Origin of the sequence: Rhizobium sp. Leaf321, assembly GCF_001423215.1 — a bacterium.
Classification (GTDB): Bacteria; Pseudomonadota; Alphaproteobacteria; order Rhizobiales; family Rhizobiaceae; genus Neorhizobium; species Neorhizobium soli.
In genome coordinates this window covers 58,295-75,021 of the sequence record NZ_LMOF01000005.1, presented here as the reverse complement: position 1 = coordinate 75,021, position 16,727 = coordinate 58,295, and the positions used below count along the sequence as shown (strand labels likewise).

Here is a 16,727-nt window from a genome sequence, read left to right as displayed (position 1 = left end):
CAGGCAATCCACGAATACGCGTCGCCTTAACCGTGATGGCGACGCGCAGCGGGATCGGGGATCGGCACCGCAGCCATCAACGCCCGCGTATACTCGTCCTTCGGCTGTTCGAAGACGTCTCGGCGGCTGCCCATCTCGACGATCGACCCGCCGCGCATCACCGCGACATTGTGGGACATGCGCTCGATCACCGCCATGTCGTGGCTGATGAACAGATAGGCGATCCCCATCGTCTCCTGCAGTTCCAGCATCAGGTCGAGCACGCGCGCGCGCACCGAGACATCGAGCGCCGCAACGCTTTCGTCGGCGACGATGAGCTTGGGTTCGAGAGCTAGCGCCCGGGCGATGCAGATGCGCTGGCGCTGGCCGCCTGAAAACTCGTGCGGATACCGGCTGGCGGCCTCCGGCGGCAGCCCGACGCGGCGAAGCAGGTCTGCGACCCGGTCCTGTCGTTCGGTTCTGTTGCCGATACCGTGGATGACCAGTGGTTCGGCGATCGCCCGCCCGACCGCCATGCGCGGATCGAGCGAGGCATAGGGATCCTGGAAGATCATCTGCGCCGACCGGCGCACCGCCTGCATATCGCGTTGGCTAAGCATGCCGATCTCGCGGCCGTCGATCATCACCTGGCCGGTGAAGGGAACGAGCCCGAGGACGGCCTTTCCGGTGGTCGATTTGCCCGATCCGCTTTCGCCGACCAGACCCAGCGTCTCGCCGGGCAGGATATCGAAGGCGACGTCGCTGACCGCATTCACCGGCGGCTTGCCCTTGAAAATCCGGCCGGCGACGCTGCCATAGCTGACGCCGAGATCGCGGACATTGAGGACAGGCGACCGATCCGGCGCGGGAAGCGGCTGTTTCGGCTCGGCCGAGACACGCGGCGGACCGTCGGTTCCCGCATGCGCACCAAGGATCGGCACGGCGGCCAGCAATTGCTGCGTATAGGTAGCCTGCGGCCGGTGGAAGATATAGATGACGCCGCCTCGCTCGACGATGCTGCCGTTCTGCAGGATGACGACGCGGTCGGCCATTTCCGCCACAACACCCATGTCGTGGGTGATCATAATGATCGAGGTGTCGAACTCGCGCTTCAATTCGCGCATCAGCGTCAGGATCTGCGCCTGTACCGTTACGTCGAGCGCGGTTGTCGGCTCGTCGGCGATCAGCACTTTCGGCCGGCAGGACAGCGCCATGGCGATCATCACCCGCTGCCGCATGCCGCCGGAAAGCTCGTGCGGAAACTGCTTCATCCGGCGCGCAGGTTCGGTCATATGCACCGCGTCGAGCATCTGAAGCGCCACGGCTTCCGCATTGTCGCGACCCTGATGCTCGCGGATCGCTTCGGTCAGCTGCGTGCCGATCGAGATCACGGGATTGAGCGAGGTCATCGGCTCCTGGAAAATCATGGCGATATCGCCTCCCCGCACAGCGCGCATCGCCCGGTCGGAAAGCGATGTCAGGTCGCGATCGCCGAGCAGGATCTTGCCCGCGGTCACCGTCAGCGAGGCCTTCGGCAACAGTCCCATGATCGACAGCGAGGTGACGGATTTGCCCGACCCGGATTCGCCGGCGATGCAGAGCGTTTCGCCCGCCGCCAGATCGAAGCTCACGTTTCGCAGAACCGGCTTGCGCCCCTCGGGCGTTCGCGCATCGACATCGAGATCGCGGACGCTGAGGATCGGCATTGCAGCTGTTGCGGAATGCTCGTTCACGCGAAGACGATCCGTGGGAAATAGAACGACACCACCCAGTTCGGCGCATCGACGATCTCGCTGATCCTGAGATCGCCGCAGACCGAGCAGAGCATATAGGCATCGACTGGGTTCAACCCGTGTTCGACGGTCAGCAGATCGATCATTCGCATGACGCTTTCGCGCGCACCGGTCATCAGGTCCGGCCCGATGCCGGTCGTGACTTCGTATCCGGCGCCGTCGAGATGGCGGGTCACCGGCTCGGTCACGGTGAAGCGCGGGGACTGGAGCTTCGCATCCTTGACCAGCTCGATCGTCGCCTCGACATTCATCTGGCTTTCGATCGCCGTGCCGCAGACCTCGCCGTCGCCCTGGGCGGCATGCGTATCGCCGATCGAGAACAGCGCACCCTCGACTTCAACCGGGAGGTAGAGCGTGACGCCGGCCGACAGGTCGCGAATATCGAGATTGCCCCCGACCCGGCGCGGCGGCACGACCGAATGGGTGCCCGGTTCGGCAGGAGCGACACCGATCGTCCCGGCAAACGGCTTCAGCGGCACCCGTCCACCGGGGCCGAACAGCGACGGCGCCATGGTTGCGGTATCATAGGTCCAGACATGCAGCGCCGGATCCTTGAACTGGTCGGCGAGAAGACCGAAGCCCGGAATGTTGGCCGTCCAGCCGACGCCTGACGGAATAAACTTGCGCAGCGTGACCTTCAGCGCATCGCCGGGCTTGGCGCCTTCCACATAAACAGGTCCGGAAACCGGATTGATCTTTCCGAAATCGAGACTGTTCAGCGTCTCCAGCGTCGCATCGCGACCGAGCTGGCCGCCGGAGGAATCCAGGCACTCGAAATGGATCGTCTCGCCCGCTTTCGCGACCACGGCCGGTTCGAAATCCTTGTTCCAGCCGAAATTATGCTGGGCGCGGTGAATGGTGTGGGTACAGGCTATGCACATGAATGTTCTCCCTGGTATCTTTTGTTAGCAAGTCCCCTCCCCGACCCCTCCCCACAAGGGGGAAGGGCTAGCCTGCCGCTCCGTCCGCGATCGAAACTAGACGTCGCCGCGGATTTTCTCCCCCCTTGTGGGGGAGATGGCCGGCAGGCCAGAGGGGGTATCGACCTCAGGCGAAAGCCGAAAGCGTCTACTGCTTCACGAAGATCGCGTCGTAATTGATGACGCGGGTCGGATCGATGTAGATGTTGTCGGCACCGCCCATGCGCAGCGACTTGGCAACGACGCGGCGCTCGTTGATCACAGGCACCCATGGCGCGTCAGCCATGATGTCGGTGAAGACCTTGCCCCAGGCAGCGGTACGCTCGGCAGCCTTTGCCGGATCGGACATCGAATCTGCCGCAACGGCGCGTGCATCGAGATCCTTGTTGCAGTACCAGGACCAGTTCCATCCGCCCTGTACCGCGCCGGCGCAGCCGAGGATCGGGCCGTAGAAGTTCGACGCATCCGGGAAGTCGGCGATCCAGGCCATGCCGCCCGACCAGATCATCGGCGCTTCGCCTTCCGTGCCGCCGGCAGCAATCACGTTCGCCTGGGCAAGCGCCCGGATTTCAGCCTTGACGCCGATTGCTGCCAGATCCTGCTGGATGGCCTGGGCAATGCGCGGCTGCGGATCGGTATTCGTCGAGTAGAGCACGGTCTCGAAACCGTCGGCAAAGCCTGCCTCGGCAAGCAGCGCCTTGGCTTTGGCAACGTCGTAGGCATAGCCGGTAAACGACTTGTCGTAGCCGGGCATCAGCGGCGGCAGTGGCTGGTTGGCGGGCGTGGCGCGACCGTTGAGAATGCGCGCGACGCGATCCTTGTTGACCGCCATGTTGAGGGCCTGACGCACCTTGACGTTGTCGAACGGCTTCATCTTGGTGTTGAGCGTGATGTAGCCCGTATGCAGCTGCGCGCCGTCGACAATGATCTGGGCGCCGTCGGGCGAGTTCTTGATTTCCAGGAACTTTGCCGGCGGAATGCCGTCACCGGCGATATCGACCTCGCCCTTCTGCAGGCGAAGCAAGGCAACCAGCGGCTCCTGGCCAACCTCCACGGTGAACTTGTCGATATGCGGCATGTCCTTGACGTAGTAGGCAGGGTTCTTCTCGAACACGAGACGCTGGCCGATCGTCCATTCCTTCAGAGTGAAGGTGCCGGAGCCGACAGGGCTCTTGCCGAAATCACCACCGGCTGCCTCAACGGCTTCCTTCGGCACGACCGAGGCGAAGTTGATGGCGAGCACGTGCAGGAAGGTCGCATCCGGGCGCGACAGCTTGAACACGACCGTGCCGGCATCCGGCGTCTCGATGCCCGACAGTGTCGTCGACTTGCCGCCCGTTACGTCCTCGAAGCCATTGATGGCGCCGAAGAAGCCGGCACCGGGGCCTTGCGTCTTCGGATCGACGGCACGCTCGATCGAGTATTTGACGTCGGATGCGACGACTTCGCGACCGTTGGAAAATTTCACGCCCTTGCGCAGCTTGAACGTGTAGGTCAGCCCGTCCGGAGCGACCTCAAAGCTTTCGGCCAGCGACGGCACCGGGTTCGGCGTGCCCGGCTCGTAATCCATCAGCCGCGAATAGAGGCTCTTGATCATCGACCAGTTGACCCAGTCGTAGCCGATCGCCGGATCGAGTGTGGTGATGTCGTCCTTGTAGGTGACGACGATATCGCCGCCCTGCTGCGGTGAGCCCTGCGCCATTGCGGACATGGTGCCCGCGGGGGTGATTGCCACCATGGTTGCAACGGTTGTGTTTCGAAGCCAGCGTTTGAACATGTCGTTCCCCTTTTTGTTGCTGTCAGCGGGTTCTAATGCGCGGGTCGATGACCGGCGCGATAAGGTCTGCAACGAGGTTGCCGAGAATGATGGCGAGCGCAGAGGTGAGCGTGACGCCCATGATGATCGGAATATCCACCTGCTGGATCGCCTGCCAGGCCAGCTGGCCGATGCCCGGCCAGCCATAGACGGCCTCGACAACGACGACACCGCCCATGAACTGACCGATGTCGATGCCGATCATGGCGATGACCGGAAGCACCGCATTGGGCAGCGCATGGCGCAAGGTGATGCGGCGCGACGACAACCCTTTGGCGCGCGCCGTGCGAACGAAATCCTGGTTCAGCACGTCGATCATTGCCGAGCGGACCATGCGGGCATACCAGCCGGCACCGAGCACGCCGAGCGTGGCGGCCGGCAGAACCACATGGGAGAACGTGCCGTAGCCGCTCATCGGAAACCAGCCGAGCGTCGCGGCAAACACATAAAGCAGCAGCAGCGCCACCACGAATTGCGGCGCCGACACGCCGACAAAGGATGCCATCATCACCACCCGGTCGACGAACCCGCCGCGGCGGACTGCTGCGATTGTTCCAAGGGTCAGACCGAGCACCACTTCAACGACGATGCCGGAAAACATCAGCGTCAGGGTGGCAGGCAGTCGCGCCATGATCAGCGTCGCGACTTCGGTCTTCTGCGCATAGGAGCGACCGAGATTGCCCTGCAGCAGGTTGGAGAGATACGTCCAGAATTGCACAGGCAACGACTGGTCGAGGCCGAGTTCGCGGCGAATGTTGGCGACCGTCTGCGCCGTTGCGCTGCGGCCGGCAATCATCCGTGCCGGATCCGCCGGCAGGGCGTAGAGCAGCACGAAGGTGATCGCCGCGACCCCGAGCAGGATCAGCGCCATCTGCACCACGCGCCGGAGAAAGAGCATCGCCATCAGCCGCGTCCCCGCTGCGTCGGATCGAGAATGTCGCGAAGGGCGTCACCGACGAGGTTGAAGGAGAGTGCCGTCAAAAGGATGATCGCGCCGGGGAAGAACACCAGCCACGGTGCCGCCTGGAAATAGCTCTGGCTCTCGAAGATGATATTGCCCCAGGACGGCTGCGGCGGTTGTACGCCGATCCCGAGGAAGGACAGCGTCGCTTCAAGAAGCACGGTCGTTGCAATGCCGAGCGTGCCCCAGACGATCGCCGTCGGCATCAGATGCGGCAGGATATGCAGGAACAGGATCCGCCCGTGACCGGCACCGAGCGAGCGTTCGGCCATGATAAAGTCACGCTCCACCAGCCCGCGGGTTTCGGTATACACGATGCGGGCCACCTGCACCCAGTTGACCAGCGCGATCACCATCGCGACGATCCAGAGGCTCGGGCGAAGCAGGGCGGCCAGCACGATCGCCAGCAGCAGCGCCGGAAACGCCATCATCAGATCGGTAAAGCGCATCAGCAGCGTGCCGAAGAAGCCGCGCACATAGCCGGCCACGATGCCGACGAACAGCCCGATCGTAACAGCCACGCCATTGGCGACGAGCCCGATGATCAGCGATGTGCGGGCGCCGTAGAGAAGACGCGAGAACAGGTCCCGGCCAAGCGTGTCGGTGCCGAGCAGGAACGGTCCGCCCGGCGGCAGCGGCGCACCTTCGAGCGAAAGCCCGTCGAACATCTGGTTGTCAGGATCGAACGGCGCGATCATCGGCGCGGCGAGCGCTGCAATGACGACCGTCAAGACGATGAGAATGCCGAACAACGCGACCGGCTGCCTCAGAAGCTCTTTCATCACCCGCATCAGATTGCCTCCGGGAGCGGTTCGGCGCCTGCGACGATAAAGGCAGCGATCTGCTCCATCGGCAACCGGCGGCGCATCGCGCATTCGCGCAGCGTCCGATAGGCCTGATCCTCGCCGATTGCATGCGAGACCATCAGACGCTCGACCGCCGCATAGACCAGCGGCCTCAGGCGCGAGCGCTCCTCCAGATGCCGAATGCGATCCTGTGCTTCCTCGCGCTCCTGTTGGATGGACAGCGCCATGACAAGCGCGGGATAGACGGCGGAACTGGCGACGGGCTTGGCGATGATGGCGCCCGCCCCTTGCGACAGCGCCCAGGCAATGCGACCGGGCGCTTCCGATCCGAGCAGTGCCACGACAGGGCGAAGCGGCGCCTGCCTGTCGAACGGCAGGAGATCGTCCCAGCCTTGGTCCGCATCGACCATGACGATGTCGGGCAGATCGCCTGAAGACAGCGGCGCCCACTGGACATTTGCCTCGACACCGAGCAGCCGAAGCTGGCGCACGAGCTTTTCGGTATTGCCGTCTTCGCGGTGCAGGATCGTGACCTTTGAGCCGGCGAAAGTCGGGGTCTGCCTCATGACACCACCCGCAGTCTCGGCTGCAGACGGTTGCCGCCGGTGAGATAAGGATCTGCCGCAAGCGGCGGCCGCGATGCAATCACGTCGAAACCGTTGTTGCCGTTGATGCGCCCGAGATGGAAGGGCAGCGCCGCATGGTTGGTTTCGGCATCGATGGCAAGCGGCCCGAACAGGCTCGGCCATGGCTGGCGGCTGAGCTGCTGTCGCACGGCCCGCGGATCGTCGGTTTTAGCGGCAGCAATCGCCGCAAGCGCCAGTTTGACCGCCGTATAGGCGCTCGCAAAGACGCTCGACACCCGGCGCTCGCCGAACCTTGCAAGGACATTCTGCTTGAAGCGCGCGTTTTCGGAGGTCGCCAGCGTATCGAAATAGGAGGCGGCGCAGAGCTGCCCGGTGGCAGCACCCGGCGCGATATCGGCAAGCTCGCATTCCATCAGGTCGCAGCTGACGACCGGGCAGACCTCGGGCCGAAATGCGGCATCCCTGTCAGCCAGCGCCCGCATGGCGGCCAGAAACGCATAGCTGGACGGCCCGATGAGATTGTTGAGGATGAAGCTTGGACGACGCTGCTCGATCTCCGAGATGATCCGTTCGACGGCGGTTTCATCAAGCGGCAGGTAACGCTCACCGAGAACCTCGCCGCCGGCATTGCCCACCAGTTCGCGCGCCAGCCGGTTCATTTCCCAGCCCCAGACATAGTTGGCGCCGACCAGATAGGGCCGCTTGCCATAGCGCGGGATGAGATACTCGAACAGCGGCAGGAGATGCTGGTTCGGACAGCCGCCGAGATAGATGACGCTTTCATTGGCCTCGAACCCCTCGTAAGGGCACATGTACCATAGAAGACCGTCATGCTTTTCGATCAGCGGCAGGACTTCCTTGCGGGCAGCCGAGGTGATGGTGCCGACGATGTGGCGGCATCCCTGTCTTAGCAGATTGCGGGCACCATCCAGATAGGCGGCAAGATCCGCGTGGGGATCGAAGAACACAGCATCGACGCCGCCATCAGACGCGTTGCCGAATTCGGCAATCGCGAGATCGGCACCGTCGCGCGCGTCCCGCCCCATCGACCCATAGGGTCCGGTTGTCGAAAAGAGAATGCCAATCCTGATCGGGTCGCTCATGCGGGTGCACCAAAACCAAAAAAACCCACAACGCAGATCCCGCACGGGGCGGGGCGATGTGAGGCGAAACTGCCTGGAGACAATCGAAGTCATGTGATGCGGCGGCGCATGCCTATTCCGCGAGCTTGAGTAAAATACAGGCAGCACTGCGTTGTCAAGTGCGACGGGTCTTCGACTTCGGGATCGCACGCTGTCTGCTGGACATCCAGACGTCCTCGCTGACTTGATCTCGGATGCAGATCACAGGGATCGAGACACCGTCAGAAACGCATGGAAAAGCCCAATACCGGGCCATGCTGGGTAACGTCCCAGCGAAATTTGTTTCCGGTGAAATCGTCCGTTTCGTAGTCTTGCGAAAGCACACGATACCCAACGCGCAAAATCGTTGGATGATTAAACATGTAGGTCCGGTATCCGAGATAGGCCTGGGCATTTACAGCGAGCTTCGACCCAATATCGAACCCGCCAATGTCGGCTTCGCCGGCCAGGTTCCACCGGTCGGAAAGGTCTGTGCTCAGACGCATGCCCACGAACGGGTCAAGCCAGTCCGCAGACTTGTTTGCCGAGGTGAAGCCTGCATCAGCATGCGCTTCGAGTTTTGTCCAACGGATGCCGACCGTAGGCTCGACGGTGAAATGCCGCGGTTCACCAAACACCGTGTCGCCCCCAAGTGCGAGGTCGTAGACGCGGTAGTAAGCGCCGGCTGCCAGAATAGTCGTCTTGATCTTCAAGCCGACCTCGAAGTCGGCGAGATCCTCGTCCTGGCTCGTCTGAACGTACTGTCCATCAAAGTAGAAGCCGAAAAGTCCGTTCGTCACTTCGACATTGCCCATGGCCGCAAGATCGAGGTGTTTGAAAATATCCGAAAACGGAATATCGACATTGCTATCCAAACCTGCCAGCGACGCATCGCCATCCAGGGACGCAGCCCAGACATAGGGACTGACGATGATGCTCCATTCACGGTCAGCAAGTAGATCAGTCGCCTGATCTTCGGCGGATGCCGGAAGCGACAATGCGAGCGTAAGTCCGGCCGCGAGAACGATGTTGTAAAACATAGGTTTCTCCCATCGGAACCTGTGCGTACTTCCACGATATCACTATAGTTTTTGCTTGCAAGCAGTGGTTATTCACGCGTAACCTATTTCGACTTTTCGTGGAAAACTGAATGCGGGCGTATGCTTGTGTCGTGATGCTCGCGGAGGGGGGAAGCATGAGATTTCGGTTTGGCACCAAGTACGATCATCCCACCAGCGACCTGCCGTGCAAATGTTGCGATCCCGTATTGCAGATGCTCACGCGCCGAATGAATGCCGATCTCCGGCGCCGCGGATTTTTCGTCGGCGCTGCTGCGATGCTGGCGGGGTTCGGGCTGGCGGGTGTGCCGAGCGCCGTGCAGGCTCAAGCAACGCCGACAAAAGCCGTGTTGTTCGAAAACGTGCGCATATTTGACGGTATGTCGGAAACATTGTCCAATCCATCCAATGTGCTGGTGATCGGCAACCGGATAACGTCGATTTCACCATCACCGATCCAGATTCCAGCCGATCTTTCCGTCACGCGAATAGCGGGCGGCGGGCGAACACTGATGCCGGGCATGATCGACGCGCATACCCACATCATGTTTGCGACGGTTCCCCAATTGGCCGTCCTGACGTCTGATATCGGCTTCATCAATGTCGCGGCAGTGAAGGCGGCCAACGACACCTTGATGAGAGGGTTCACCACAATTCGCGATATGGGCGGCCCCTGCTTCGGGTTGAAGCGCGGCATCGATGCCGGGCTCGTTCCGGGGCCCAGGATCTGGCCATCGGGTGCGTTCATTTCGCAAACGGGTGGCCACGGCGACTTCAGGCTTCCGATCGACCTCCCCGCGCGGCCGGACGATTTCACATACAGTGAGCGTGTGGGCGGCTCCGCCATTGCCGACGATCCCGGCACGGTCCGAAAGCGCGCCCGCGAACAACTGGCACTCGGCGCGTCGCAGATCAAGATCATGGCGGGCGGCGGCGTGTCATCCGCGTTCGACCCGCTCGATGTGACGCAGTTCACGCTTGAGGAGATGCAGGCGGGCGTCGGCGCTTCTGAGAACTGGGGGACCTATGCGACAGTCCATGCCTATACGCCAAAAGCAGTCGCCCAGGCGGTCGCCGCTGGCGTTCGGTGCATAGAGCATGGCAACCTGCTCGACGACGAGACGGTGGCCCTGCTCGCGGAAAAAAGTATCTGGTGGTGCCTACAGCCCTTTCTGGACGATCAGGACGCAACGCCCTTTGCCGAGGGGTCGCCAAAAAGACGCAAGCAACTGCAGATGTTTTCCGGCACCGACGCCGCCTACGCGCTTGCCAAGAAGCACAAGGTCAAGACGGCCTGGGGTACCGACACGCTGTTCGATGATAAGGCAGCCGCGCGGCAGGGTGCACAACTCACAAAACTCGCCCGCTGGTACAAGCCTGCCGAAATCCTGAAGATGGCGACGGGGGACAATGGCCAGCTACTCGCGCTCTCCGGCCTTCGGAGCCCTTACGAAGGGAAGCTGGGCGTGGTTCAGGAAGGCGCACTCGCCGACTTGCTGCTGGTCGACGGCGACCCGATTGCGGACATCGCCTTGATCGAGTACCCGGCGAAAAACTTCCTTGTGATCATGAAGGATGGGCAGTTGAACAAGAACATTGCTGCGTAGATCAGTTCGTCCTCTGGCCGTCCCCTCCCACGGAGATTATTGGATCACGCCGAAATCGGTCACTTGGCAAACCGCGCCTTGAGTTGCTCGACCACCGAGTGATCCATATTGGGCGGATCGGTCAATGCGATCCAACTGTCAATGTAGTCCTCCGGTGCATAGACGTGGCCAAACACCATTGGCGATGTTGTGCCGATCGCCATGTCAAATGTCAGTTGCAGCATGGTCACCACGGGAAACCACCTGAGCCGCGGCGAGACATCCGGGCCTCTTTCCCCTTTCATCCAACCCGGCTCCTTGAACAACGAAGCAGTTTCAAAAAAGACGATCGGGTCACTGGCATATTGCAAGTAGACAAACCGTATCGGTCCCCAGGACGCATCAAACTGGACAGGAGGGGATGCCTGGTTCGCAAAGCGCACCAAGGAACCATCGCGAAACCTGGGAAGCCACGCAGGCGAAAGGTCTTGCCGCTGATCTGTGATTGTGCGCCATCTTTGACTGCGAAATGGGGGGCCGGTCCAAAGTGCTCCCTGGAACGGATCGGCCACAACATCATAGATGTCCGTCGATAGCTGCGAATTGAGCGCACCGAGGCTCAAGCCATACAGATAAAGCTTCGGCCGCCGTTCACGCGGAAGCGTTTTCCAGTGGCTGTAGACTTCGGTGAACAATGCCCTCGCCGCAGCCTGACCATTGTCCGGCTCCACCATCAAAGACAACCAGCTCGCAAGATAGGAATATTGGAGCGAGACGCTGGCCACATCGCCGCGGTGAAGAAACTCGAGCGTGTCCATGGCAGCTGGATCAACCCATCCGGTTCCCGTCGGGACGATAATGACGAGGATCGACCGATCGAAACCTCCCTGTCGCTGAAGCTCTCTCAGGGCGAGCGCGGCTCTTGCTTCCACCGTATCGCCGTTGTTGAGCCCGACATAGGCGCGGATCGGCTCCTCGGCTGTCTGCTGCCAGAACGCGCCGACGTCGGGCGCAGTGGGGCCAGAGCTGACAAAACGGCGCCCCTGCAGTCCAAGGCCCTCCCACGACACCAGTGAAGATGCGCTCCCGGTTTTCGCCTGGTCGGTCGGCTCAGGAGTGTCGTCATCAATCAGCGCGTCCACTTTCTGGAACGAGGCATCCGTTGCGTCCAGCGCCCATCGCAGCAGCAGCCCCTGCCCGGCAGTCCAGAACAACAGGGCGGCCAGTGTTACGCCAAGGGCGTTCGCCACCCGTCGAGGAACGTACCTGTTGATCCACCCCGAAAGACCGCGAGCCGCAAGCTGAAAGACACGTCCTGTAAAGAGCAGCACGGCGAAGGCGAGGATGGCAACGGCCGCCAGTTTCAAAGGTTCAGCGCTATCGAGCGCATCCATGCCCCAAAGTGAGCGAATGGAATTTTGCCATTCGACCGCGTGCCAGAGAAAAACACCCAGGATGGCAATGGCAGCGATGAGGAATGCGACCTTCAGAGGTCGTTCCCTGCTCGAGGCGCGAGGAAGTTCCAGGTAGCGCCAAAGCCAAGCCACTGCCACGCCCGCCATATAGCCCACGGCGGCGCAGACGCCCGAAAGCGCTCCTTGCACCAGGTAAGACCGAGGCAAGAGACTTGGAGTGAGAGAGGCAGCAAAGAAAACAAGCGCGATGAACGTGCCTGTGTGGGACAAAGAACTAAGAAAACGTCGGACCATTTGGTACATCAAACCGCTCCTAACCGGAGTTTCGCTACCCATAGCATCACATCGCGGGAAATCGTCGCCGGCATCATTGCCCTATGCTCAAAGCTGATTTTGCGGTGCGTGCTCGAAGGCGTCGACACCCAATAGGAGATGGCTGTTCTTGCTGCCCTCAAGCCGCGTCTGATCAAGGGATACCTGTTCGGACTGCCCATGAGCGATAGGGATGCCAGCCAACTCATCGAAAGTCAGCGGCAATCAAATGCAAATCAAACAGCATTACAAATCCAGTCAGCTCGAGGGATCAAGATTTGAACCCTTCACTGGATCCGACAGCGTAGTCTCCCCGTTTCAGAAGCTGAGACAAGTGTTTCACAAAGCTATTGGCTTGCCATCGAAGGCGCAGCGAACGACTGGTTACGGGATTTAGGTCCAAGGTCGCGAATGACCGATTGGCGGGGCGCGGTGCGGAAATTATTCCCGCATGCGGCCCGAAGCGTCTACCGGCGATCGTAGCGGCGTGCCGCTACGATCGGTTTTTGAGGCATTGATACAGGTGATCCGACTGCTGACTGCGGCATCTTCTATTCGGCTACGTCGATGACGATTTTCCCAAATGCTCCTCGATCCAAATGGTCGAAGGCCGCTGGAAGATCGGCCAGAGAATAGCAGGAGTTCACAACAGGGACGATACGCGTCTGATCGATCGCTCTAACGAACCTTTCCAGCGCCGTCCTGCTCCCAGTTCCAATACCATGAACTGTTATGTCCTTGAGCATCAGCGGCATAGCTGCGGAACTGATGTCCCAACCGTCGAGCGCGCCGATCTGACAGACATGACCGCCCACCGTCGTGACCTGGATGGATTTGCCGAAATGCTTGCCGCCAATAACCTCCAGGGCGACGTCCACGCCCCGATCCGTCGTCAACTGGTAAACCGTTTCCATCCAGTCGGTGCTTGCGTCGATGAAATGGTCCGCGCCCTGGGCCTTCACGTAGTCTTCGTTTTCAGGTCGACCACAAACGATCACCCTTGCACCGTGAGCTTTTGCGATCTGCAGTCCGAACAGAGCAACGCCGCCGGTGCTGGGGATGAGCACCGTATCGCCAGCTCGAACGCCCGCCCGCTCGACGAGCGCAAACCAGGCCGTAAGACCAGCGACTGGGAGTGTACAAGCCTGCCGGGCGGTGAGTGTCTCAGGTGCCACGACAAACCAGTCTTCCGGCATCGCGACGTATTCAGCCAGCACACCCGGATAAAAGCCACCTAATGTTTGATAGGCGGGCGTTCGGGCAGTGCCGTCGCGCAGACCGTCGATCCAGTCCGGCGTTGCCGTCGAGATTACGTTCGAGCCCAACCTCAATCGGGAAGCGCCCTGTCCGAGACCGACGACTTCTCCGGCGAGGTCCGAGCCCGGCGTGAAAGGGAAGGTCAGAGGAAGTCCTCGTCCTGTCTCGACAACCATCTTGTCGCGGTAATTCAGCGCGACCGCGTTCACTTTTATCAAGACCTCTTTCGGACCAGGTTTTGGCACTTCGACATCGTTCAGTTTCAGGTGCTGCCTGCCAACCGCGTCAATTTCCCAGCGCTTCATCGTCGCATCTCCGCTCGTTTCGGAAGACGACTGCGACCCGATAGTTCATCGGTCCGTTCACCCTGTCTCCTGTCACAGTTATGCAGCATGGCGATTGTGGTTGAATATGGTATCAATTCGGCATGACGTATTGCCTTTGAGGATCATAATGGACGGTGCGGAATTTTCCCAACTCAAGGCCTTTGTCGCAGTCTGCGATGAGCGGGCGTTCGGCCGTGCTGCAAAACGGCTGGCGATATCGCCTTCTGCTTTGAGCCGCATCGTCCGCGCGTTAGAGAGCCGTCTCGGGATACGCCTCCTTAATCGAACCACCCGCAGTGTCGGGCTGACGGAAGCGGGAAGCGTGCTCTACGATCGCATCAAGCCGATGATGATGGGGATGGATGACGCCGTCTCCTCCGTCGGAGCCTACCAGAGTGAGCCGAAGGGCGTGGTTCGTGTCAATCTGCCGAGCATTGCCGCGCAGATTGCGGTTCTGCCAAGACTGCGCCAGTTCCGTCTTGCCTATCCTGAGGTCCGCCTTGATCTGGTGATAGACAACGATATCACGGATGTCGTTGCGGAAGGTTTTGACGCGGGCGTTCGGATTGGCGGGCAGATCAGCCGGGATATGATCGCTGTGCGGATCACGCCCGATCTGCGTATGGCGGTTGTGGGCGCACCCTCTTATTTTGCTAATCGGCCGCCGCCTCAGGCGCCAGCCGACCTCAAGGACCACCTCTGCCTCACTTACAAGTGGAAAAGCACGGGAGCCCTGTACCCATGGCGGTTCGAAGGTGCCGATGGCGTCCTCGATGTTGATGTCGAGAACGTCGTTACTGTCAACGATACGGAGCTACTCCTTTCAGCAGCTCGCGAGGGACTTGGACTGGCTTACCTCATCGAGGACCTGGTGGAACCCTATTTGAAAACCAACGAGCTCAAGCGAGTGCTCGAACCGGCTTGCAAGCTTTTCCCCGGCTTCTATCTCTACTACTCCGAACGCTCTCACATGGCCGCATCTGTTCGGGCATTCATCGATTTCATGAAAGCCAGGAGCTCTTAGACGATCGGCCGATGCGAGAGATTGCTTCCCAGCCTTTCAGAAGGAGGCAACCGGTAATTCGCTGTTTTGACCCGACCGTATCGCGCGACATTGAGGAAGATGGTGTTGACCGACGGAGGGAAAGGCAGGATGGCGGAAAATGAGTTTGCGATAGACCAATGTCATACGCACGCCTTCTGCGATCAATCTCTTGCTTTGAGCACGAAAGGACACGCTCGACGGTTTAGGCGCTATGAAGGTGATCCGGTTGCTGGTAGCACGTTGCATCACATAGGAATGATCATGACCCTGGACGAATCAAACCAAATCATCGTCAACGCTTTTAAGAATAACAAGTTTGGCGTATCACCGACTTCAACACGCGGTGCTGTGCAAAACTTTTCGAAGAAGCATGGCCTCGAAGGTGCCGAATTCACAGAGGCCCTCGCTTCAGCGATAGCAAGCGGCCTTATCGCACCCATGGCGGACTCAGCGCTCACAATTAGAAATGCCGGCCGAGCCATGCTGCCTGCGCGCTAATCCTGTCTTCTTATCTTCTGGTGCGGGCAAGGCTGCCACTTGGGATAGGTGGGAGTGGTCTGATGAATACCCGTTTGCTGGAAGTCGGATGTGAACGACCATTTCGCGATGATCACGCCGTTGGGCAGTAAGCGGGTGATCGACTTCAAGCAGGCGCAACCACGATCGAAGGTCGTCGAGGGCGCGGCAGTGTGGCTCGACCGCCCCAAGGACCTCGTGGATGTTCTTCCTGAGCGAGACTTGTGTTCTCAATTTCCACCGTCTGATCCCGCTTTCTGGTTCCCGAAATTCTCTTAAGAAGCCCGCAGCACCGACGAAAGGAACTAAAATCGCGCAACATCCGTTCTTCAAGTGAATAGAAGATCGGTTCTCAGATGCGCAACGTCGCCAAGCTCGCCTCCATCGTCTCCTTCAGCGGTCTCATGTTTGCCGCTTTCGTGGCCCCTGCCAATGCGTTTCAGTTCCCCGAGCCCCAGGCGAACGCAGAAGCTTTCGGTGGGAACTCGGCCTCGGCATATGCCGAGAATGGACAAGGTTTGGCGACCGCGAATTCCTCCAAGCTGTCGCCGAGCGAAGTCCAACATATTACATGGTGCGCCGCCCGGTATCGGCTGAGCTACGATGCAGTCAATGACGTCCACATCGGCGAAGGCGGCGTCCAGTCAAAGTGTATATCTCCCAGATAACGTATCAGCGGCACCTTGACGGGTGACTTCCCGCCTGATGGGTTTCATCCAGACCGTGTTCTTTGCTGCCAACAAGGCATGACGGACGCGTTATCCCACCTCGCGACGTCTACAGTCGACGCATGATGGCAGCACGAACTAGTCGCGGCCGTGCTCGCGGAACTGGCCGCCCATCTGATGCCTGGCATCATTGCGAACAGTAACGTCGAGATCGATCCGGTCATTCTCCGGATTAGCGTAGCCGCCTATCTCGATCTGAAGCAGGCCGTGCAGAACCCGGAGTTTCGGGAGGATCTCTTCTTCCGTCTGGCGGTCCTCCCGATCGAGTCGGTGCCTCTGCGGGACCTGAGGGAAGACATTCCCCTCATCGCCCAGCATTTTACGGGACGGCAGAGCGTCGCCCACCGGCGCGAGTTGACGCTGTCGAACGCCAACCTTCAGACCCTGCAGCGATATGCCTGGCCGGGCAATGTCCGCGATCTGCAGAACGTGAACGAACGGCCGCCATTTTGGCGCGACAGTGCCGCATGGATTTAGACCTCCCGGACGCTCCTGCACCCA

General features: G+C 60.5%; 16 protein-coding genes. 6 read left to right on the top strand and 10 right to left on the bottom strand.

The window, feature by feature from the left end; all coding sequences use genetic code 11:
* Window positions 1-26: 26 nt before the first annotated feature.
* From ASF70_RS04070 to ASF70_RS04035, 8 genes are all read right to left on the bottom strand, one after another.
* Complete coding sequence (locus tag ASF70_RS04070) at window positions 27-1,712, bottom strand: ABC transporter ATP-binding protein (protein ID WP_062577669.1); 1,686 nt, start codon at window positions 1,710-1,712, stop codon at window positions 27-29.
* Entirely contained in the window at window positions 1,709-2,653 is a 945-nt protein-coding gene (locus ASF70_RS04065) for an acetamidase/formamidase family protein (RefSeq protein ID WP_062577668.1), read from the bottom strand. The genes ASF70_RS04070 and ASF70_RS04065 overlap by 4 nt, the downstream gene beginning before the upstream one ends.
* A 187-nt stretch (window positions 2,654-2,840) precedes the next feature.
* Window positions 2,841-4,469 carry an ABC transporter substrate-binding protein gene (locus ASF70_RS04060; protein WP_062577666.1) on the bottom strand — a complete coding sequence of 543 codons (1,629 nt, stop codon included), beginning with the start codon at window positions 4,467-4,469 and terminating at the stop codon, window positions 2,841-2,843.
* Window positions 4,470-4,491: 22 nt separating this feature from the next.
* On the bottom strand, window positions 4,492-5,412 hold the full coding sequence (locus ASF70_RS04055) for an ABC transporter permease (RefSeq protein ID WP_062577663.1): 921 nt from the start codon (window positions 5,410-5,412) through the stop codon (window positions 4,492-4,494).
* Complete coding sequence (locus ASF70_RS04050) at window positions 5,412-6,260, bottom strand: ABC transporter permease (protein ID WP_062460046.1); 849 nt, start codon at window positions 6,258-6,260, stop codon at window positions 5,412-5,414. Before ASF70_RS04050 ends, ASF70_RS04055 begins: the two co-directional genes overlap by 1 nt.
* Window positions 6,260-6,841 carry an ANTAR domain-containing protein gene (locus ASF70_RS04045; RefSeq protein WP_062577661.1) on the bottom strand — a complete coding sequence of 194 codons (582 nt, stop codon included), beginning with the start codon at window positions 6,839-6,841 and terminating at the stop codon, window positions 6,260-6,262. Before ASF70_RS04045 ends, ASF70_RS04050 begins: the two co-directional genes overlap by 1 nt.
* Window positions 6,838-7,965 carry a transporter substrate-binding protein gene (locus ASF70_RS04040; protein WP_062577659.1) on the bottom strand — a complete coding sequence of 376 codons (1,128 nt, stop codon included), beginning with the start codon at window positions 7,963-7,965 and terminating at the stop codon, window positions 6,838-6,840. Before ASF70_RS04040 ends, ASF70_RS04045 begins: the two co-directional genes overlap by 4 nt.
* A 260-nt stretch (window positions 7,966-8,225) precedes the next feature.
* Complete coding sequence (locus ASF70_RS04035; RefSeq protein WP_062463101.1) at window positions 8,226-9,023, bottom strand: hypothetical protein; 798 nt, start codon at window positions 9,021-9,023, stop codon at window positions 8,226-8,228.
* 110 nt (window positions 9,024-9,133) lie between these two features.
* On the opposite strand from ASF70_RS04035, the gene ASF70_RS04030 reads away from it, so the two are divergent.
* Window positions 9,134-10,648, top strand: a complete 1,515-nt coding sequence (locus tag ASF70_RS04030) for an amidohydrolase family protein (protein ID WP_244473952.1) — start codon at window positions 9,134-9,136, stop codon at window positions 10,646-10,648.
* Window positions 10,649-10,707: 59 nt separating this feature from the next.
* Here the strand turns inward: ASF70_RS04030 and ASF70_RS04025 are convergent, their stop codons facing one another.
* Together ASF70_RS04025 and ASF70_RS04020 are read right to left on the bottom strand one after the other, a co-directional pair.
* Complete coding sequence (locus tag ASF70_RS04025) at window positions 10,708-12,345, bottom strand: alpha/beta-hydrolase family protein (RefSeq protein WP_062577657.1); 1,638 nt, start codon at window positions 12,343-12,345, stop codon at window positions 10,708-10,710.
* Between the two features lie 560 nt (window positions 12,346-12,905).
* A complete protein-coding gene (locus ASF70_RS04020; RefSeq protein WP_156461754.1) occupies window positions 12,906-13,916 on the bottom strand; it encodes an NAD(P)-dependent alcohol dehydrogenase in 1,011 nt (336 codons plus the stop codon).
* Between the two features lie 148 nt (window positions 13,917-14,064).
* On the opposite strand from ASF70_RS04020, the gene ASF70_RS04015 reads away from it, so the two are divergent.
* The 5 genes from ASF70_RS04015 (at window position 14,065) to ASF70_RS03995 (ending at window position 16,703) form a co-directional block, all read left to right on the top strand.
* Window positions 14,065-14,961, top strand: coding sequence for a LysR family transcriptional regulator (locus tag ASF70_RS04015; RefSeq protein ID WP_062577655.1), 897 nt, complete (start codon window positions 14,065-14,067; stop codon window positions 14,959-14,961).
* A 129-nt stretch (window positions 14,962-15,090) separates the two neighbouring features.
* On the top strand, window positions 15,091-15,480 hold the full coding sequence (locus ASF70_RS04010; protein WP_156461753.1) for a hypothetical protein: 390 nt from the start codon (window positions 15,091-15,093) through the stop codon (window positions 15,478-15,480).
* A gap of 90 nt (window positions 15,481-15,570) precedes the next feature.
* A complete protein-coding gene (locus tag ASF70_RS04005; protein WP_062577651.1) occupies window positions 15,571-15,777 on the top strand; it encodes a hypothetical protein in 207 nt (68 codons plus the stop codon).
* 77 nt (window positions 15,778-15,854) lie between these two features.
* The gene (locus tag ASF70_RS04000) at window positions 15,855-16,166 is read left to right on the top strand and encodes a hypothetical protein (protein ID WP_062577649.1); all 312 of its coding nucleotides are present in this window, start codon (window positions 15,855-15,857) and stop codon (window positions 16,164-16,166) included.
* 150 nt (window positions 16,167-16,316) lie between these two features.
* Window positions 16,317-16,703, top strand: a complete 387-nt coding sequence (locus ASF70_RS03995; protein WP_062577647.1) for a sigma 54-interacting transcriptional regulator — start codon at window positions 16,317-16,319, stop codon at window positions 16,701-16,703.
* The last annotated feature ends 24 nt before the right edge of the window (window positions 16,704-16,727 follow it).